This window comes from Mesorhizobium australicum (assembly GCF_900177325.1).
Lineage (GTDB): Bacteria > Pseudomonadota > Alphaproteobacteria > Rhizobiales > Rhizobiaceae > Mesorhizobium_A > Mesorhizobium_A australicum_A.
The window spans coordinates 4,928,251-4,944,403 of record NZ_FXBL01000004.1; the positions used below are offsets into that span (position 1 = coordinate 4,928,251).

The 16,153-nt window shown below is 67.7% G+C and carries 14 protein-coding genes; 3 read left to right on the top strand and 11 right to left on the bottom strand.

All coding sequences use genetic code 11. The features are described from left to right. Positions 1–76: 76 nt before the first annotated feature. The 9 genes from B9Z03_RS26740 to atzF form a co-directional block, all read right to left on the bottom strand. Entirely contained in the window at positions 77–1,099 is a 1,023-nt protein-coding gene (locus B9Z03_RS26740; RefSeq protein ID WP_085467013.1) for an LLM class flavin-dependent oxidoreductase, read from the bottom strand. A gap of 149 nt (positions 1,100–1,248) precedes the next feature. Further along, the gene (gene hpxZ / locus B9Z03_RS26745) at positions 1,249–1,629 is read right to left on the bottom strand and encodes an oxalurate catabolism protein HpxZ (RefSeq protein ID WP_085467014.1); all 381 of its coding nucleotides are present in this window, start codon (positions 1,627–1,629) and stop codon (positions 1,249–1,251) included. 72 nt (positions 1,630–1,701) lie between these two features. After that, a complete protein-coding gene (locus B9Z03_RS26750) occupies positions 1,702–2,382 on the bottom strand; it encodes a cysteine hydrolase family protein (RefSeq protein ID WP_085467015.1) in 681 nt (226 codons plus the stop codon). A 136-nt stretch (positions 2,383–2,518) separates the two neighbouring features. Then, positions 2,519–4,066, bottom strand: a complete 1,548-nt coding sequence (locus B9Z03_RS26755; protein WP_085467016.1) for an ABC transporter ATP-binding protein — start codon at positions 4,064–4,066, stop codon at positions 2,519–2,521. Beyond that, on the bottom strand, positions 4,063–4,785 hold the full coding sequence (gene biuH / locus B9Z03_RS26760; protein ID WP_085467017.1) for a biuret amidohydrolase: 723 nt from the start codon (positions 4,783–4,785) through the stop codon (positions 4,063–4,065). Before biuH ends, B9Z03_RS26755 begins: the two co-directional genes overlap by 4 nt. A gap of 7 nt (positions 4,786–4,792) precedes the next feature. Further along, positions 4,793–5,713, bottom strand: coding sequence for an ABC transporter permease (locus tag B9Z03_RS26765; protein ID WP_085467018.1), 921 nt, complete (start codon positions 5,711–5,713; stop codon positions 4,793–4,795). Further along, positions 5,710–6,819 carry an ABC transporter permease gene (locus B9Z03_RS26770; protein ID WP_085467019.1) on the bottom strand — a complete coding sequence of 370 codons (1,110 nt, stop codon included), beginning with the start codon at positions 6,817–6,819 and terminating at the stop codon, positions 5,710–5,712. Before B9Z03_RS26770 ends, B9Z03_RS26765 begins: the two co-directional genes overlap by 4 nt. A 209-nt stretch (positions 6,820–7,028) precedes the next feature. After that, the gene (locus B9Z03_RS26775; protein ID WP_085467020.1) at positions 7,029–8,135 is read right to left on the bottom strand and encodes a BMP family ABC transporter substrate-binding protein; all 1,107 of its coding nucleotides are present in this window, start codon (positions 8,133–8,135) and stop codon (positions 7,029–7,031) included. Between the two features lie 112 nt (positions 8,136–8,247). Further along, on the bottom strand, positions 8,248–10,293 hold the full coding sequence (gene atzF / locus B9Z03_RS26780) for an allophanate hydrolase (RefSeq protein ID WP_432417018.1): 2,046 nt from the start codon (positions 10,291–10,293) through the stop codon (positions 8,248–8,250). Between atzF and B9Z03_RS26785 the strand changes: the two genes are divergently transcribed. Then, on the top strand, positions 10,184–11,095 hold the full coding sequence (locus B9Z03_RS26785; protein WP_085467022.1) for a LysR family transcriptional regulator: 912 nt from the start codon (positions 10,184–10,186) through the stop codon (positions 11,093–11,095). The two genes, atzF and B9Z03_RS26785, sit on opposite strands and share 110 nt — an antisense overlap. Before the next feature lie 6 nt (positions 11,096–11,101). Here B9Z03_RS26785 and mtnA read toward each other — a convergent pair whose 3' ends face one another. Both mtnA and mtnK read right to left on the bottom strand, forming a co-directional pair. Continuing rightward, positions 11,102–12,199, bottom strand: a complete 1,098-nt coding sequence (gene mtnA / locus B9Z03_RS26790; RefSeq protein WP_085467023.1) for an S-methyl-5-thioribose-1-phosphate isomerase — start codon at positions 12,197–12,199, stop codon at positions 11,102–11,104. Further along, a complete protein-coding gene (gene mtnK, locus B9Z03_RS26795) occupies positions 12,196–13,464 on the bottom strand; it encodes an S-methyl-5-thioribose kinase (RefSeq protein WP_085467024.1) in 1,269 nt (422 codons plus the stop codon). Before mtnK ends, mtnA begins: the two co-directional genes overlap by 4 nt. A 125-nt stretch (positions 13,465–13,589) precedes the next feature. Here mtnK and B9Z03_RS26800 point away from each other — a divergent pair, with 125 nt between their 5' ends. After that, a complete protein-coding gene (locus B9Z03_RS26800) occupies positions 13,590–15,101 on the top strand; it encodes a sugar ABC transporter ATP-binding protein (protein WP_176247653.1) in 1,512 nt (503 codons plus the stop codon). A gap of 22 nt (positions 15,102–15,123) precedes the next feature. After that, positions 15,124–16,119, top strand: a complete 996-nt coding sequence (locus B9Z03_RS26805; RefSeq protein WP_085467026.1) for an ABC transporter permease — start codon at positions 15,124–15,126, stop codon at positions 16,117–16,119. Positions 16,120–16,153: the final 34 nt, after the last annotated feature.

The window sequence follows — 16,153 nt, forward strand, 5'->3', positions numbered from 1 at the left end:
GAAAGTTGGCGCCGCCCCTCACTGTCCTGCCGGACATCTCTTCCCGTAAACGGGGAGAGAGACGCAGTTCCCGCCCTCAGCGCCACCCAAGTTCCGGCGCGACGTGTTTCAGGATCGCGTCGATGACGTGGGCGTTGTACTCGACGCCGAGCTGGTTCGGCACGGTGAGCAGTAGCGTGTCGGCTTCGGCGATCGCCTCGTCCTCCGCGAGCAGCTTCACCAGTTTCTCGGGCTCGCCCGTGTAGCCCCGGCCGAACACGGCACGCGTATCGGCCTCGATATAGCCGAACTGGTCCTGCTCGGGCCGGCCGCTGCCGAAATAGGCGCGGTCCTGGTCGTTGACGAGCGCGAAGATCGAGCGGCTGACGGAGACGCGCGGCTCGCGCGCGTGTCCCGCCTCCTTCCAGGCCTCACGATAGGCGCGGATTTGCTCGGCTTGCTGGATGTGGAACGGTTTGCCGCTCTCGTCGAACTTCAAGGTCGAGCTTTGCAGGTTCATTCCGAGCTTCGCCGCCCAGACGGCGGTGGCGTTGGTCGCCGCACCCCACCAGATCCGGTCGAGAAGCCCCTCGGAGTGCGGCTCAAGGCGCAGCAGGCCGGGAGGATTGGGGAACATCGGGCTGGGATTGGGTTGCGCGAAGCCTTTGCCCTGCAGGACGTTCAGCAGCACTTCGGTGTGCTGGCGCGCCATGTCGGCATCGCTCTGGCCTTCGGCCGGCCCGTAGCCGAAATAGCGCCAGCCGTCGATGACCTGCTCCGGCGAGCCGCGGCTGATGCCGAGCTGCAGGCGACCGCCGGCAATGAGGTCGGCAGCACCGGCGTCCTCGGCCATGTAGAGCGGGTTCTCGTAGCGCATGTCGATGACGGCGGTGCCGAGCTCGATGCGGCTCGTCTTGGCGCCGGCGGCCGCGAGCAACGGAAAGGGCGAGGCGAGCTGGCGGGCGAAATGGTGGACGCGGAAATAGGCGCCGTCCGCGCCGAGCTCTTCCGCCGCGACCGCGAGGTCGATCGACTGCAGCAGCGCGTCGGATGCCGAGCGGGTTCCGGACTGAGGCGAAGGCGACCAATGGCCGAAGGAAAGGAAGCCGATCTTCTTCACGTGAATCTCCTGCTGATGCGGCCCATGCGGGCTGCTTCGGTGGAGAAGGTGAACCCGGTCGGCGAGGAATCTTGTGTCGCCCCCATGTCGGGCGTCTCGCCGCCGCGCGCAAGAGGGCGCGCGTCTACCATATGGGGACGGTGTGTCGCTCAGCCGGCCTCGTCCATCATGCTGACATGGGCGGCGGCCACCCGCCAGCCGTCAGGGGTGCGGATCCAGGTCTGCATCTGGCGGCCGACCTGGCCGGGGAAATCCGGACGGTGGAACAGCGTCGAGGCGATCGCCGTGTCGCGGCCATAGGTGGTGATCAGCGTGCGCGACAGGGTGCGCTCGAAGGGCTGCTGGACGGAGCGAAAGGCGCGCACCTCGTCGATGCCGTACTGCACCTCGGCGACGCCGTATCGCACCGTCGCGCAGGTGTGCAGGAACATGGCGTCCAGCGTCGCGGTGTCGTTGGCAAGCAGAGCTGCCTCGTAGGCATGGAAGATCGCGCTGATCTCGGCCAGCGTCTCGGGATCGTCGACGGTCATGGTCAGCCGATCCCGGGTGAGACCGTGCGCGCGACGGCCCCGGCTCTGCCGCGCCAAGAGCGGAGCCTCTGCTCAGCCATCGACAAGCGCCCCCTCGAAGGCGGCCTCCAGCGCCGACAGCGGCGTCACCCAGCCGACGATGCCGCCCTGGGCGACGATCATCTCGATCGCCCCGGCCTTGAACTGAGGGAAATAGCTCTCGGTCGCATCCTCGATCAAAAGGCATTCGTAGCCGCGGTCGTTGGCCTCGCGCATCGAGGTCTGGACGCAGACCTCGGTCGTCACACCGGCGAAGACGAGCTGGGTGATGCCCTTTTCCGTCAACGTCTCGTGCAGGCCGGTCGCCCAGAACATGCCCTTGCCCGGCTTGTCGACGGCGATCTCGCCGGGCAGCGGCGCGAGTTCGGGCAGGATCTGATTGCCCGGCTCGCCGGCGATCAGGATACGGCCCATCGCACCCTCGTCGCCGATGCGTAGGCCCGGCTTGCCGCGCAGGCGCTTGGCGGGCGGGCAGTCGGAGAGATCCGGCTTGTGCGCTTCGCGGGTGTGGACGATCGGGAGCTTGTGCCTGCGGAAGAGATCGATCAGCGCGGCGACGGTGGGCACGATGGCGGTCAGGCGCGCCACGTCGTTGCCGAGCGTGTCGCCAAAACCGCCCGGCTCGATGAAATCGCGCTGCATGTCGATGACGACGAGCGCGACCTTGGAGGGGTCGAGGGTGAAGTCGTAGGGGCGGGCGGGGACGGCGATCATAGGTCATACCCCCACCCGTCCTTCGGACCCCTCCCCGCAAGGGGGAGGGGGATTCTTCGACGTCGGCGCCCCCCTCCCCCTTGCGGGGAGGGGTCCGAAGGACGGGTGGGGGTGAAATTCGCAGAAAGCTGCATTCTCAATGCCCCGCCATGTGCTGGCCGATCATGTTGCGGTCGGTCTCGCCGATGGGCGAGACGTAGTTGATGGTGCCGCCGGACATCACCGCGACCCGGTCGGAGAGTTCGAGGATCTCGTCGAGGTCCTCGCTGACCAGCAGCACCGCGGCACCCCGGTTGCGCTGTTCCATGATCTGGCCGCGGATCTCCGCCACCGAAGCGAAGTCGAGGCCGAAGCAGGGGTTGGCGACGATCAGCACGTCGACGTCGCCGGAGAGCTCGCGCGCCAGCACCGCGCGCTGGACGTTGCCGCCGGACAGCGCCTCGATCGGCGAGTCGGGCGAGGTGGTCTTGACGCGGTATTTCGCGATCAGCTCCTCCGCCTTCTTCTTCATCGGGCCGGGCGACAGCCACCAGCCGAGGCTGGCGATCGGCGGCTTGTCGAAGGAACGGAAGGCGATGTTCTCCGCCACGCTCATCCGCGGCGCGGTGGCGTTCTTGAGCGGTTCCTCCGGCAGGCCGAACACCTTGAAGCGGTCGAAGTCCTTGCGCTTCGGCTCGAACGGCTTGCCGTTGATGAAGATGCCGCCGTCGACGAGTTCCTTCTGGCCGGCGAGCACCTCGACCAGCGCGCTCTGGCCATTGCCGGACACGCCGGCGATGCCGACGATCTCGCCGGCATTGACCTTGAGATTGAGCGCGTTGACGACGCGCCTGCCCTCCACGTCCTCGGCGACGAGGCCGGCGAGGTCGAGCACGGCGTGCGTGTCATTGCGCGACGCCCGCTCGGCGCGCTCGCGCACCTCGGTGTCGCCGATCATCATCCGGCTCATTTCGGCGACGGTCGCAGCCTGTGCGTCGCCCGTGCCGGTGAGCTTGCCGCGGCGGAGCACGGAGAACGAGTCGCAGAATGCCTTCACCTCGCGGAACTTGTGGGAGATCATCAGCACCGTGACCTCGCCGCGCCGCGCCATCTCGCCGAGCAGGCCGAGCACCTCGTCCGCTTCGCCGGGAGTGAGCACCGAGGTGGGCTCGTCCAGGATCATGAAGCGCTGTTCGAGGTAGAGCAGCTTGAGGATCTCGAGCTTCTGCTTCTCGCCGGCCGAAAGCGAGGAGACCTGCTCGTTGAGCCGCACACGGAACGGCATCCGGTCCATGAACTCCTCGAGCCGCGGCTTCTCCTTCTTCCAGTCGAAGACGGCGGGCGCGTCGGCGCGGGAAATGACGAGGTTCTCGGCGGCGGTCAGGCAGGGAACCAACGTGAACTGCTGGTAGACCATGCCGATGCCGAGGTCGCGCGCGTCGCGCGGGCTCCGGATCGACTTCTCCTGCCCGTCGAGCAGCACCGAGCCCCGCGTGGCGTTGTAGAAGCCCATGATGCACTTCACCAGCGTCGACTTGCCGGCGCCGTTCTCGCCGAGCAGGGCGTGGAAGGAGCCGGCATTGACGTTGATCGACACGTCGTCGAGCGCGGTAAAGGCGCCGAAGACCTTGGTCATGCCGATGGTCTGGAGCGCCGGGCCGGCCTGCAGCGGCATCGCGCCGGCAATCGTGGCGGGCGCGTTCATGGCAGCGCCTCCAGGAAGGCGGCCGACGTCGCCACCGCGCCGAACACGCCGCCTTGCATCTTGATCATGTCGATAGCAGCGAGATGGTTCGACACCTTGGTCGCCGCGCAGCAGTCTTCGAGGAGCAGGCACTCGTAGCCGCGATCGTTGGCGTCGCGCATGGTGGTGTGCACACAGACGTCGGTGGTGACGCCGGTGAAGACGATGTTGCGGATGTTCTTCATCCGCAGCACCAGTTCGAAATCGGTGGCGATGAACGTGCCCTTGCCGGGCTTGTCGATGATCATCTCGCCGGGCTCGGGCGCGAGTTCCGGGATGATCTCCCAGCCCGGCTCGCCGCGCACCAGGATGCGCCCGCACGGGCCCTGGTCGCCGATGCCGGCGCCGATGCGCTGCGAGCGCCAGCGCTTGTTGGCGGGCAGGTCGGAGAGGTCGGGCTTGTGGCCCTCGCGGGTGTGGATGATCGGATAGCCCTTGGCCCGCATCGCCTTCAGCACCGACTGGATCGGCTTGATGGGCGCACGGGTGAGCGAGATGTCGTAGCCCATCACGTCGACATAGCCGCCGGGCGCGCAGAAATCGGTCTGCATGTCGATGACGACCAGCGCGGTGTTGTGCGGGCCGAGATCGCCGTCGAACGGCCAGGGATAGGGATCGGACGCGACCGTGACGGCATTCGGCACGCGGGCGGCTTCGATGCGTTCGTCGACAAGGCTCATCTGGTCCTCACTTGGCGAGAGACAGTTCGCCCGGCACCTCGCGGGCCGCGCTCTTCGACCGCGCGGAGGCGATCATGATGAAAAGGGTCAGGATGTAGGGGGCGGCGTTGAAGAAGTAGTAGCCCTGGCTGATGCCGATCGACTGCAGAGACGGTCCGATCGCGCCGGCGGCGCCGAACAGCAGCGCGGCATAGACGCAGCGGATCGGGTCCCACCGCGCGAAGATGACCAGCGCCACCGCCATGAGGCCCTGACCGGAGGACAAGCCCTCGTTCCAGCTGCCCGGATAATAGAGCGACAGGAACGCGCCGCCGACGCCGGCAAGGAAACCGCCGGCAGCCGTGGCGAGCAGGCGCACGAGATCGATCGACACGCCCATGGCGCGGGCCGAGGCGGCGCTGTCGCCGGTCATGCGCACGATCAGGCCCCAGCGGGTATTGGCGAGCGCCCACCACATGAAGACGGCGAGCGCGATGCCGACGAAGAACAGCGGATTGACCTGTAGCGCCTGCGCGATCGAGGGATTTGACGACCACCAGCCGAGCGGGATCGCCTCCAGACGCGGCGCGGTGGGCTGGATGTACGGCTTGCCGAAGAAGAAGGCGAGGCCGGTGCCGAAGGACATGAAGGCGATGCCGACGGCGATGTCGTTCACCTTGGGCAGCTTGCAGATATAGCCGTGCATGGCGCCGAGGACGAGGCCGGCAAGCCCGGCAAACAGTACGCCGAGCCAAGGGCTGCCGGTGGTGTAGGAACCGGCATAGGCGACCATGGCGCCGAGCACGAGATTGCCTTCGAGACCGAGATTGATGCGGCCGGACTTTTCGGTGAGGCACTCGCCGAGCGCCACGAACATGAACGGCGTCGAGACGCGGATCGCGCCGCCGACCATGGCGATGAGGACGATGAACAGGCCCGAGTCGCTCATGTGCGGTCTCCGGTTTTCCTGGGCTGAAGGAAGGGGATGCGGCCGTAGAAGGTCTCCGACACGAGCAGCACGACGAAGATGATGCCCTGGAGGACGAGCACGGTGGCGTCGGGCATCGCCATGCGGCGCTGGACGAGGCCGCCGGCGGCATCGAGCGCGCCGAACATGATCGCGACCGGGACGATGGCGAGCGGGTTCTGCCGGGCGAGGAAGGCGACGAGGATGCCGGTGAAACCGTAGCCGGCGACGAGAGAGGCATTGGCCTGGCCGTGGATGGCGGCCACCTCGTAGAAGCCGGCGAGCCCGGCGCAGGCGCCCGCGATGGCGCAGCAGGCGACGACGAGGAAGCCGACCGGGAGGCCTTGCGCCTGCGCGGCCCGCACATTGCCGCCGGTCATGCGGGCGGCGAAGCCGAAAGTGGTGCGGCTCATCAGGATATAGAGCAGGACGGCCAGGACCAGGCCGGCGGCAAGGCCCCAGTGGACGGAAGTGCCGGGAATGGAGCCGATCCGGTAGGCGTCGCCGATCGGCATGGTGGACGGCTTGTTGGCCGAGGCCGGATCGCGCAGCAGACCCTCGACGAAGAAGTTCATGATCGCGATGGCGATGTAGCCGAGGAGCAGCGAGGAGATCGTCTCGTTGACGCCGCGATAGTGGCGCAGCCATCCGGCGAGGCCGATCCACACCGCGCCGATCGCCATGGCGGCGAGCGCCATGATCGGCAAGCCGATGAAGGCCGGCCAGCCGAAGGTGACGAGCGGGATCGCGATCGCGGCGGAGGCGAAACCGCCGAGCACCAGCGCGCCTTCCGCACCGAGCAGCGTCAGCCCGATGCGCGCGGGGATGGCGAAGGCGAGGCCGGTGAGAATGAGCGGCGCTGCGCGCTGCAGCGAGTTCTGGATCGAGAAGGCGGAACCGAAGCCGCCGGTCCAGACGAGCGAGAAGAATGTGAGCGGGCTCTTTCCGAGCGCGAGAAGGAACAGCGAGAACAGGATCGCGGAGACGACCAGCGCGCCGACCGGGATCAGGATCGCCTCGATCGAGGCTATGGCGCGCGGGGAGAAGCCGGTGGATGCGACGGGGGCGGGAGAGACGACGGCGGTCATGGGAGGGCTCCGTCGATGTCGCCAGTTGCCCCCACATCCCCACCCGTCCTTCGGACCCCTCCCTGCAAGGGGGAGGGGGTCGCCGGCCTCTGAGATTTCCCCTCCCCCTTGCGGGGAGGGGTACGGAGTGGGCGTGTCGACATGAGCGCGAATCCTTCGCCGTTGGCTGAGAGGAGCGGCGGCTCGTGCCGCCGCCCTTGCCGTTCACATCACGTCGTCGAGCCGACGACGCCTTCGAGCAGGTAGCTCATCCCGTCGAGCTCGGGATCGTAGTTGTCCTTGGTGCCCTCGATGACGACCTTGCCGGTGTTGTCCTTGAGCGGGCCGACATAGATCGGCTTCTGGGCCTTGAGGCCTTCGATCGCGGCCTCGGCGGCCTTGATCGCCTCGGGCGTGGCGCCCGCGCCGAAGGCGGTGTTGCGCAGCATGTCGTTGTGGTAGCCGCCGGCGATGAAGTTCGGCAGCGCCTCGCCCTTGGAGAGCGCGTCGGCGTAGATCTTGTAGATCGTCTCCCACTTGTATTCGGCGCCGGTGATGAAGCCCTTCGGCGCGAGCGGCGCCTGGCTGGCATTGTGACCGCAGCTCTTCACGCCGCGCCCCTCGGCGGTCTCGATCACCACCTTCGGACCGTCGACGTGGCAGGTGATGACATCGCAGCCCGCGTCGATGAGCGCATTCGCGGCTTCTGCCTCGCGAACGGGCAGTGACCATTCACCGGTGAAGATCACCTGTACCGTGGCGTTCGGATTGACGCTTTTCGCGCCGAGCAGCACCGAGTTGACGTTGGAGAGGACCGACGGGATCGGCTTGGCGGCGACGAAGCCGATCTTGTTGGACTTGGTGGAGAGGCCGGCGGCGACGCCGTCGACGTAATGCGCCTGGTTGAGGTAGCAGAAATAGGAACCGGCGTTGGCCGGATCGGTGTCCTTGTTCCACAGCGGAGCGGCGTGGCGGAACTGGACGTTCGGATATTTCTTGGCCGACTCGACGACGAACGGCTTGTAGTAGCCGAAGGACGTGGCGAGGATCAGGTTCGCGCCGTCGAGATTGATCATGGATTCCATCGACTTGGAGACGGCGTCCGTCTCGGGCACGTTCTCCTCTTCGACGACGGTGACGCCCGGCACCTGCTTGAGGATGTCCATGGCGACCGCGTGCGCCTGGTTCCATCCGAAGTCGTCGCGCGGGCCGACATAGACGGCGCCGAGGATGACGGGGGCCTGGGCCCGGGCGAGGCCGAAGGGAAGCGCGGAGGCGGCGAGGCCGGCCGCACCGGCCTTGAGCAGGGAACGACGATTGAGCGAGAAACTGTTCATGCGAGGCTCCAGCGGCTAGGGGTTGAGCGCGGCCGCCGGCGGCGGTCGTTCTGTCGAAGGAAAGAAGGCAAAGCCCGTGCCATCTTCCGGATGGTGGATCGGCGGGTCACCGTCATGCGGCGGCCTCCGTCTTCGAGGATGCCGGCCGGGCGAGATAGGCGCGCCAGCCGCCGAATTCGGTGATGTCGGCGGCACCCGCGAGACCCGCGGCCTCGCAGAGGAAGCCCTTGACCGTGGCGCCGTCTTCCAGCTCCACCGTGCCGATGCCGAGCGGGGCCGGAATGCCGGCGACGAAGTCGCCGAAACGCTCCTTCGGCAACGCCCACACTTCGAGCTCAATCGCGGCGCCCCGCGCCTGGCGCACCAGGCCGGGGCGGAAGGGCGGGCCGCCCGCCAGCGCATGCAGACGATAGGCCGGTGCGGTGCTGCAGGCGCGGATGAAGCGCCCTCCCCGCTCGGTGAGTTCGCGGTTGAGCGGCAGGCCGGACATGTGCGCGCCGCAGACGGCGAGCGCGATCTCGCCGGCCGCAGGTGCCGGGACGAGCGTCGGCGGAGAAGGACGCACCCAGCCGGTCGCGCCCAGCGCGCCCGCCTCGACCGATGCCGCGATCGAGGCGCAGAGGGCGTCGCGGCCGGCCGCAGCGAGGAGAGTGACGCTGCCGGGCCGGCCGTCCGCCCGCGCCCCCACCGGAACCGCGATGCCGCACAGGTCGAGCAGGTTGACGAAATTGGTGTAGGTGCCGAGCCGTGCATTCGGACCGATCGGATCGGCCGCGATCTCGTCCAGCGTGACGAAGGTCGGGATGGTCGGCACGCAGAGCGCATCGACACCCGAAAGCAGCGCCTCGCAGTCGCGCCGCAGCGCCTTCAGCCGGTAGAAGCCCTCGAACGCATCGACGGCGGAGAGCTTCAGGCCCGGTTCGAGGATCGAGCGGGTCGTCGGATGCAGCGTCTCCGGCTTCTCGGTCAGCCTGGATCCGACCGCCGCCACGCGCTCGGCAAGCCAGGCGCCCTCGTAGAGCATCCGGGCGACGTCGTAAAACGGCGCGAAGTCGAGTTCGCGGATCGTGGCTCCGTTCGTCCGCAGGCGCTCCACGGTGGCGCGGAAGCTGGCCGCCTGCACGGCATCGCCGAACGTTTCGAGCGACGCCTCGTCCGGCACGCCGATGCGAACGGCCGAAGCATCGAACAGGCCGCCCGCCGGAATGGCGCGCGACCAGGCATCCGCCGGATCGAGGCCAGAGGCGACGGCGTGTATCTCCCACGCATCGGCGACCGTGAGCGCGAAGACGGAGATGGTGTCGAGCGTGCGGCAGGCGGGCACGACACCCGTTGCCGAATATGCACCGAGCGTGGGCTTCAGCCCGACGATGGAATTGAGGGCCGCCGGCACGCGGCCGGAGCCTGCCGTATCGGTGCCGAGCGAGAAACACGCAATGCCGCGCGCCACCGCCACTGCCGAGCCGGAGGAGGAACCGCCGGGCACGATCGTCGGATCGATGGGGTTGCGCGGCACGGGCCAGGGCGTGCGCACGCCGACAAGGCCGGTGGCGAACTGGTCGAGGTTCGTCTTGCCGAGAACGATTGCGCCTGCCTCGCGCAGGCGGGCCACCACGAACGCATCCCGGTCGGCAAGATAGGCGAAATCGGGACAGGCAGCCGTGGTCGGCATGCCGGCCACGTCGATATTGTCCTTCACCACGAAGGGAATTCCCCAGAGCGGGCGGCCGTCCGGTGCGCCGAGCGCATCGGCCGCGGCCAGCGCGCTGTCGCGGGCCTCGTGGATAAAGATGCCGGGATCGCTGGCTATGGCAAGCCGCCAGAACGCCTCGGTGACAACGTCGCGGGGCTCGAGGCCCTCCGCGTAGGCTCGCCGCAACGCATCCAGCGTGAAAGGCAGCTCATCGATCATCGATCGTTCTTGACGCCCCGTGGGGGCATCGTCCCGCGCCCCCTGCCCGCCAAGAATGCAGCTTTTTGCGTTGGCGAAAAATGCTATGAATTCACCATCGCGGTGCAAAAAATGCACCACCCTCTGGAACCACGATATGCGCCATCTGCAAAATTTCCGGCTGATCGAAGCGGTCGCCCGCGCCGGCTCCATGCGCCGCGCCGCCGAGGACATGAACATCACCGCCTCGGCGCTGGTGCGCCGCATCAACGGCTTCGAGCAGGAGTTCGGAACGGAGCTGTTCGAACGGCTGCCGGGCGGCGTGCGGCTGAACCCGGCAGGGGAACTGGTGCTGCACCACTACCGCGCGACCCTGTCCGACCTGTCCCGCGTGCAGGGCCAGGTCGCGGACCTGACCGGCGAGCGGCGCGGCCACGTTTCCATCGCCTGCTCGCAGGCGCTGCTGCCCTACTTCCTGCCGCAGCAGATCGCGCGCTATCGCAGCGAGCATCCGGGCGTGACCTTCTCGGTGAACATCCGCGACCGCGCCCAGGCGGAACAGGAGCTGGCCTCCTATTCGAGCGACCTCGCGCTGGTGTTCGAACCGGTCTACCTGGTCGACTTCCAGGTGATCGAGACCATCCCGCAATCGGTCAACGTCGTCATGCGCGCCGACCACCCGCTGGCGGACAAGTCGGAGATCAGGCTGCGCGACTGCCTCGACACACCGCATATCGCGCCTTCGGCGAAATACGGCGTGCGGCACCTGCTAGATTTCGCCGCGCGGCGCGGCTCGCGTCGTGTAGACCCTCTGGTCGAGACGGAGAGCTTCGAACTGATCCGCCACTATGTGCTGCAGGAGCGGGTGATCGGCTTCCAGATCCCGATCGGCTTGACCGGGTTCGGAGATCCGCAACTGGTGTTCCGGCCGATCTCGGAGCGGGACCTGCCGCCCGGCAACCTCATCCTCGGCCAGATGCGGGGCCGCACCTTGCCGGTCGCCTCGGCGCGCTTCGCCATGCAGGTCGCGACGGCACTCAAGACCTATAGCGGCGAGGAGAAGCCGTAGGGCCTGTCAGCGGGCGCGATCGGGGAAGAGTTTCGCCAGCCCCTCGGCCGAGGCCTTCGCCACGCCGCGCTCGGTGATGAGCCCGGTGACGAGGCGCGCGGGCGTCACATCGAAGGCGGGGTTGGCCGCGGGCGTCGCCTCGGGCGAGATGCGGACGGAGCGGACGGAGCCGTCTTCGTCGCGGCCGGCGACGAGCGAGACCTCGTCGGGCGAGCGCTCCTCGATCGGGATCTCCTTCACGCCGTCGTTCACCGTCCAGTCGATCGTCGGCGACGGCAGCGCGACGTAGAACGGCACGCCGTTGTCTTGTGCCGCCAGCGCCTTGAGATAGGTGCCGATCTTGTTGCAAACGTCGCCTTGCGCCGTCGTGCGGTCGGTGCCGACGATCACCATGTCGACCTCGCCATGCTGCATCAGGTGGCCGCCGGCATTGTCGACGATCAGCGTGTGCGGCACACCGTGGCCGGCGAGTTCCCAAGCGGTGAGGAAAGCGCCCTGATTGCGCGGCCGGGTCTCGTCGACATAGACGTGGACCGGGATGCCGGCCTCGGCGGCGAGGTAGATCGGCGCGGTGGCGGTGCCGTAATCCACGGTCGCGAGCCAGCCGGCATTGCAGTGGGTGAGGATGTTGACCTTCTCGCCCGGCTTCTTGCGCGCCGCGATCTCGCGGATGATCTCCAGCCCGTTGCGGCCGATGGCGCGGTTGAGCTCGACGTCCTCGTCGGCGATTTCCGCTGCCTTCGCATAGGCGGCGTCGGCCCGCTCGGCCGGCGGCAGCGGCTTCAGATAGGCCCGCATTGCATCCAGCGCCCAGCGCAGGTTGATCGCGGTCGGCCGTGTCTCGTTGAGCCGCTCCCAGGCCTCGTCAAGCGAGGCGTCGGACGCATCGACACGCATCTGCAAGGCAACGCCATAGGCGGCCGCGACGCCGATCAGCGGCGCGCCGCGCACCCACATGTCGCGGATCGCGACCGCGATGTCGGCCATCGACTGCGCGTTCACGACGACGAATTCGTGCGGCAGCTTGCGCTGGTCGATCAGGTCGACGGACCAGCGGTCCTCGTTCAGCCAGATCGTGCGGTAATGGCGTTCGCCGACTTTCACGCAACTGCTCCTTCGTCGAGGCGGACCGCCAGCTCGTTCACTTCGGACAGCGATCGGATGTGGCGGCGGTTGACCGCGAGATGGCGGCCGAGCTTGAGCGCACGCATCTCGCATGCACCGCGCAGCTTCTGTTCGGCGATCTCCTCGAAATCGGCATTGTGGGCAAGGCCGAGGATGCGGCGGTGCATCTCGACGCCGGCGAAGCCCAGCATGTCGGTGAAGATGTCGCCGAGCACGCGCTGGAGGGCCTGCTCGGCCGCGAGCGGATCGCCACGATCCTCGAAGACCGAGGAGGCATAGAGCATGCCCTTGCGCTCGGTGCGCCACAGCCGAGAGAACTCGGCGTGGAAGACGTTCCAGGTATCAGTGATCACAGAAAGCAGCCAGGCCCGCATCTCGTCGCGCGGCTTGCCGCCCTCGTGGCCGCGCGCGGCGAAGAAGGCCATCCAGTAGTTGGCCAAGAGCATGCCGACGTCGAACGCGATCGGTCCGTAGAAGGCGAATTCGGGGTCGATGACGCGCGTGTCGGCGTCGGTGACCATGACCGAGCCTGAGTGCAGGTCGCCGTGGAGCAGGGTCTCGGCCCTGGCGGCGAAGAGGTGCTTCAGCGCCTGCGCCTCGACCTTGAGGTCGCGGTCAGCGCGCAGCTCCGCCACCATGCCGTCGAGCTCCGGCGACGTGTGCCGGTTGAGCGGGGCTTCGAAATAGGGATCGGTGAAGACGAGGTTTTCCGTGATGTCGCACAGCTCGACATTGTCGGCGAAGAGCGCGAGGTCGGCCTTTCGCTCGCGCGCCGTCATCGAGAAATCGGAGCCGCGGAACAGGGTGCGGGCCATGAACAGGCCGAGGTCGCTGGCGATGCGTGGCGGCATGCGGCCCTCGATCAGGGCGCGGCGCAGGATGACGTGCGGCGTGAGGAACTCCATGACGATGAGCGCCTGCGTCTCGTCATAGTGGAAGACCTCCGGAACCGCGCCCTTGCCGGCCCGCGCCTCCTGCCGGATCAGCGCGTGGTATTCGAAGAAAGAACGCTTGAGGGGCAGCGGCCAGCTCTCGCCGACGAGGCGGACATAGGGCAGCGCCTGCTTGACGATGATCGAGCCGCGCTCGCCGTCGACGATGAACACGAGATTGAGATTGCCGTCGCCGACCTCGCGCGAGCGCCACGACGCGGGCGGCCCGATGCGGCTGGTCAAGGCGTCGATGCTGCCGAGCCGTGCCGGCAGCGTGTCTATCGTCAACGCCTGATAGGGCGCATCCGTCATGATCCGTCTCCCCTGATCCTCCCATATGGAGGAGAGCAGGGCGACGCTAGGAGCCAGACTGGCAATTGTCAATCCAGTTGACATTTGACGGCATGGTTCGTAGCGTCATGATCCGGGAGGATCAATTGCAGGGCACACCGGTCTTTGTCGTCAAAGGCTTGATGAAGTCGTTCGGCCCCAACAGGGTGCTGAAGGGCGTCGATCTTGTCTTGCATCCGGGCGAGGTGACCGTGCTGATGGGCGCCAACGGCGCCGGCAAGTCGACACTGGTGAAGATCGTCAGCGGCATCCACGCCTCCGGTGGCGGCACGATGGAGCTGGCGGGCACGCCCTTCGCACCTGCCACGCCGGCCGAGGCGATGCGCGCCGGGGTCGTCACCGTGCACCAGGCGATCAATGACGGCGTGGTCCCGGCGCTCGACGTCGCCTCCAACCTCACCCTCGACCGGCTGAGCGGCAAGGGAGCCCCGCTGCTCTTGAACCCGCGCCGCATCCGCCGCGAGGCGCAGGCCGTAGCGGACCGGATGGGCCTGTCGATCGATCTCTCGAAAGAGGTCGCGGACCTGACGCTGGCCGACCGCCAGCTCGTCGCGATCGCCCGCGCCATGGCGCACCAGCCGAAGGTGCTGATCCTCGACGAACCGACCTCGTCGCTGTCGTCGAGCGAGGCCGACCGGCTGTTCGCGCTGATCGACCGGTTGCGGGCCGACGGCGTCGCCATCCTCTACATCTCGCACCGCATGTCCGACATCCGCCGCATCGCCGACCGCATCGTCAGCCTGCGCGACGGCGCGATCGCCGGCCGGTTCGAGGACAAGCCGCTCGACTATTCCGGCGCGGTGGACGCCATGCTCGGCCGCAAGGCGGGCCATGGCACGATCGAGGCGCGGCCGGCCGGAACGCCGGTATTCCGCGCCGAGGACCTGCGCATCGCCTCCGCCTCCGAACCGTTCCGCCTCGAACTCGGCGAGGCCGAGATCGTCGCCATCACCGGCCTCGTCGGCGTCGGCAAGACGGTGCTGGCCGAGACGCTGTTCGGCCTGCGCCAGCCGCTTGCCGGCAGCATGGAGCTCGACGGCAAACCGTACGCGCCGGCCAGGCCGCCGGAAGCGATCGCGCGCGGGGTGTTCCTGGTGGCGAAGGACCGCGCCGACAGCGGCATCGTGCCGGACTTCAACCTCGCCAGGAACGTCAGCCTTCCTTTCCTCACCCGGCTGTCCAGCCTGTCGATCGTGCGGCGCGGCGAAGAACGGCGGCGCGCCCAGGACCAGATTTCACAGCTCGGCATCGTCTGCCGCAGCGAGAAGGACGAGATGTCGGCGCTCTCCGGCGGCAACCAGCAGAAGGCGATGGTGGCGCGCTGGCTCGCCGAGCCGTCGCGCCTGCTCGTGCTGGACGAGCCGTTCCAGGGCGTCGACATCGCGGCCCGCCACGACATCGCCTCGAAGCTGCGCGCGACGGCGCACAACCGCGCCACCGTCCTGTTCGTCACCGAACTGGACGAGGCGCTGGAGACAGCGGACCGCATCCTGGTGATGTCGGAACACACGATCGTCGGCGAGCACATGAACCGCGGCGTCGATATGGACCGGCTCCTCGCAGAGGTCGCCGGGCGCGGCCTGCGCGGAGCCGCCTGATGATGATTTCGGAGACTGCCCCTTGACCCTGCGCGACCTCGCCATCCGCTACGGCTTCCTGGCGCTGCTGGCCGGGCTGGTGATCTTCTTCTCGTTCTCGACGAACGGCTTCACCTCGCCGCAGGCGGCCGTCTTCATCCTGCAATCCGTGTCGCTGACCGGCATCCTGGCGCTCGGCGTGACCGCGACGCTGGTCGTCGGCGGCTTCGATCTTTCGATCGGCTCGATCGCCACCAGCGCGATGATGGCGGCGGCCTATGTCATGGTGGTTCTGGAGCAGAACGCGCTGGTGGCCGTGCTCGTCTGCCTCGCCATCGGCGCGCTGGTCGGGCTGATCAACGGCATCATCATCTGCTACCTGCGCGTGCCCGACCTTCTGGCGACGCTCGGCATGATGTTCCTGCTGATCGGCCTGCAGCGCATTCCGACCGAAGGCCGCTCGATCGCGGCCGGGATGACGATGCCGGACGGGTCCACGGCGACCGGCCAGTTCGATCCGGCCTTCCTGGCACTCGGCCGCCACCGCTTCGACTTCATCCTGCCGAACCTGGTGCCCGCCTCGGTGGTGGTGCTGATCGTGCTCGCGGTGCTGATCTGGTTCTTCCTCGAATACACCCGCTTCGGCCGGCTGATGTATGCGGTGGGGTCCAACGCGCGCGCCGCCGAGTTCGCCGGCGCGCCGGTGAAGGCCTACAAGATCTGGGCCTACATCATCTCCGGCGTCTTCGCCTCCATCGGCGGAATCCTGCTCGCCGCGCGGCTGGGACGCGGCGATATCGCCTCGGGGAACAATCTTCTCCTCGACGCCGTCGCAGCCGCACTGATCGGCTACGCGGTGCTCGGAGCTTCGAAGCCGAATGCTTTCGGCACGGCCGTCGGGGCGCTATTCGTCGGCGTGCTGCTGCAGGGCCTCACCATGATGAACGTGCCCTACTACACGCAAGATTTCATCAAAGGCGCGGTGCTGGTCGTCGCGCTTGTGTTCACCTTCTCGCTGTCGGGTCGGACCGCCCGCTAGCCGTCGTTCAAACCAGGTCTCAGGTGGAGGAAAG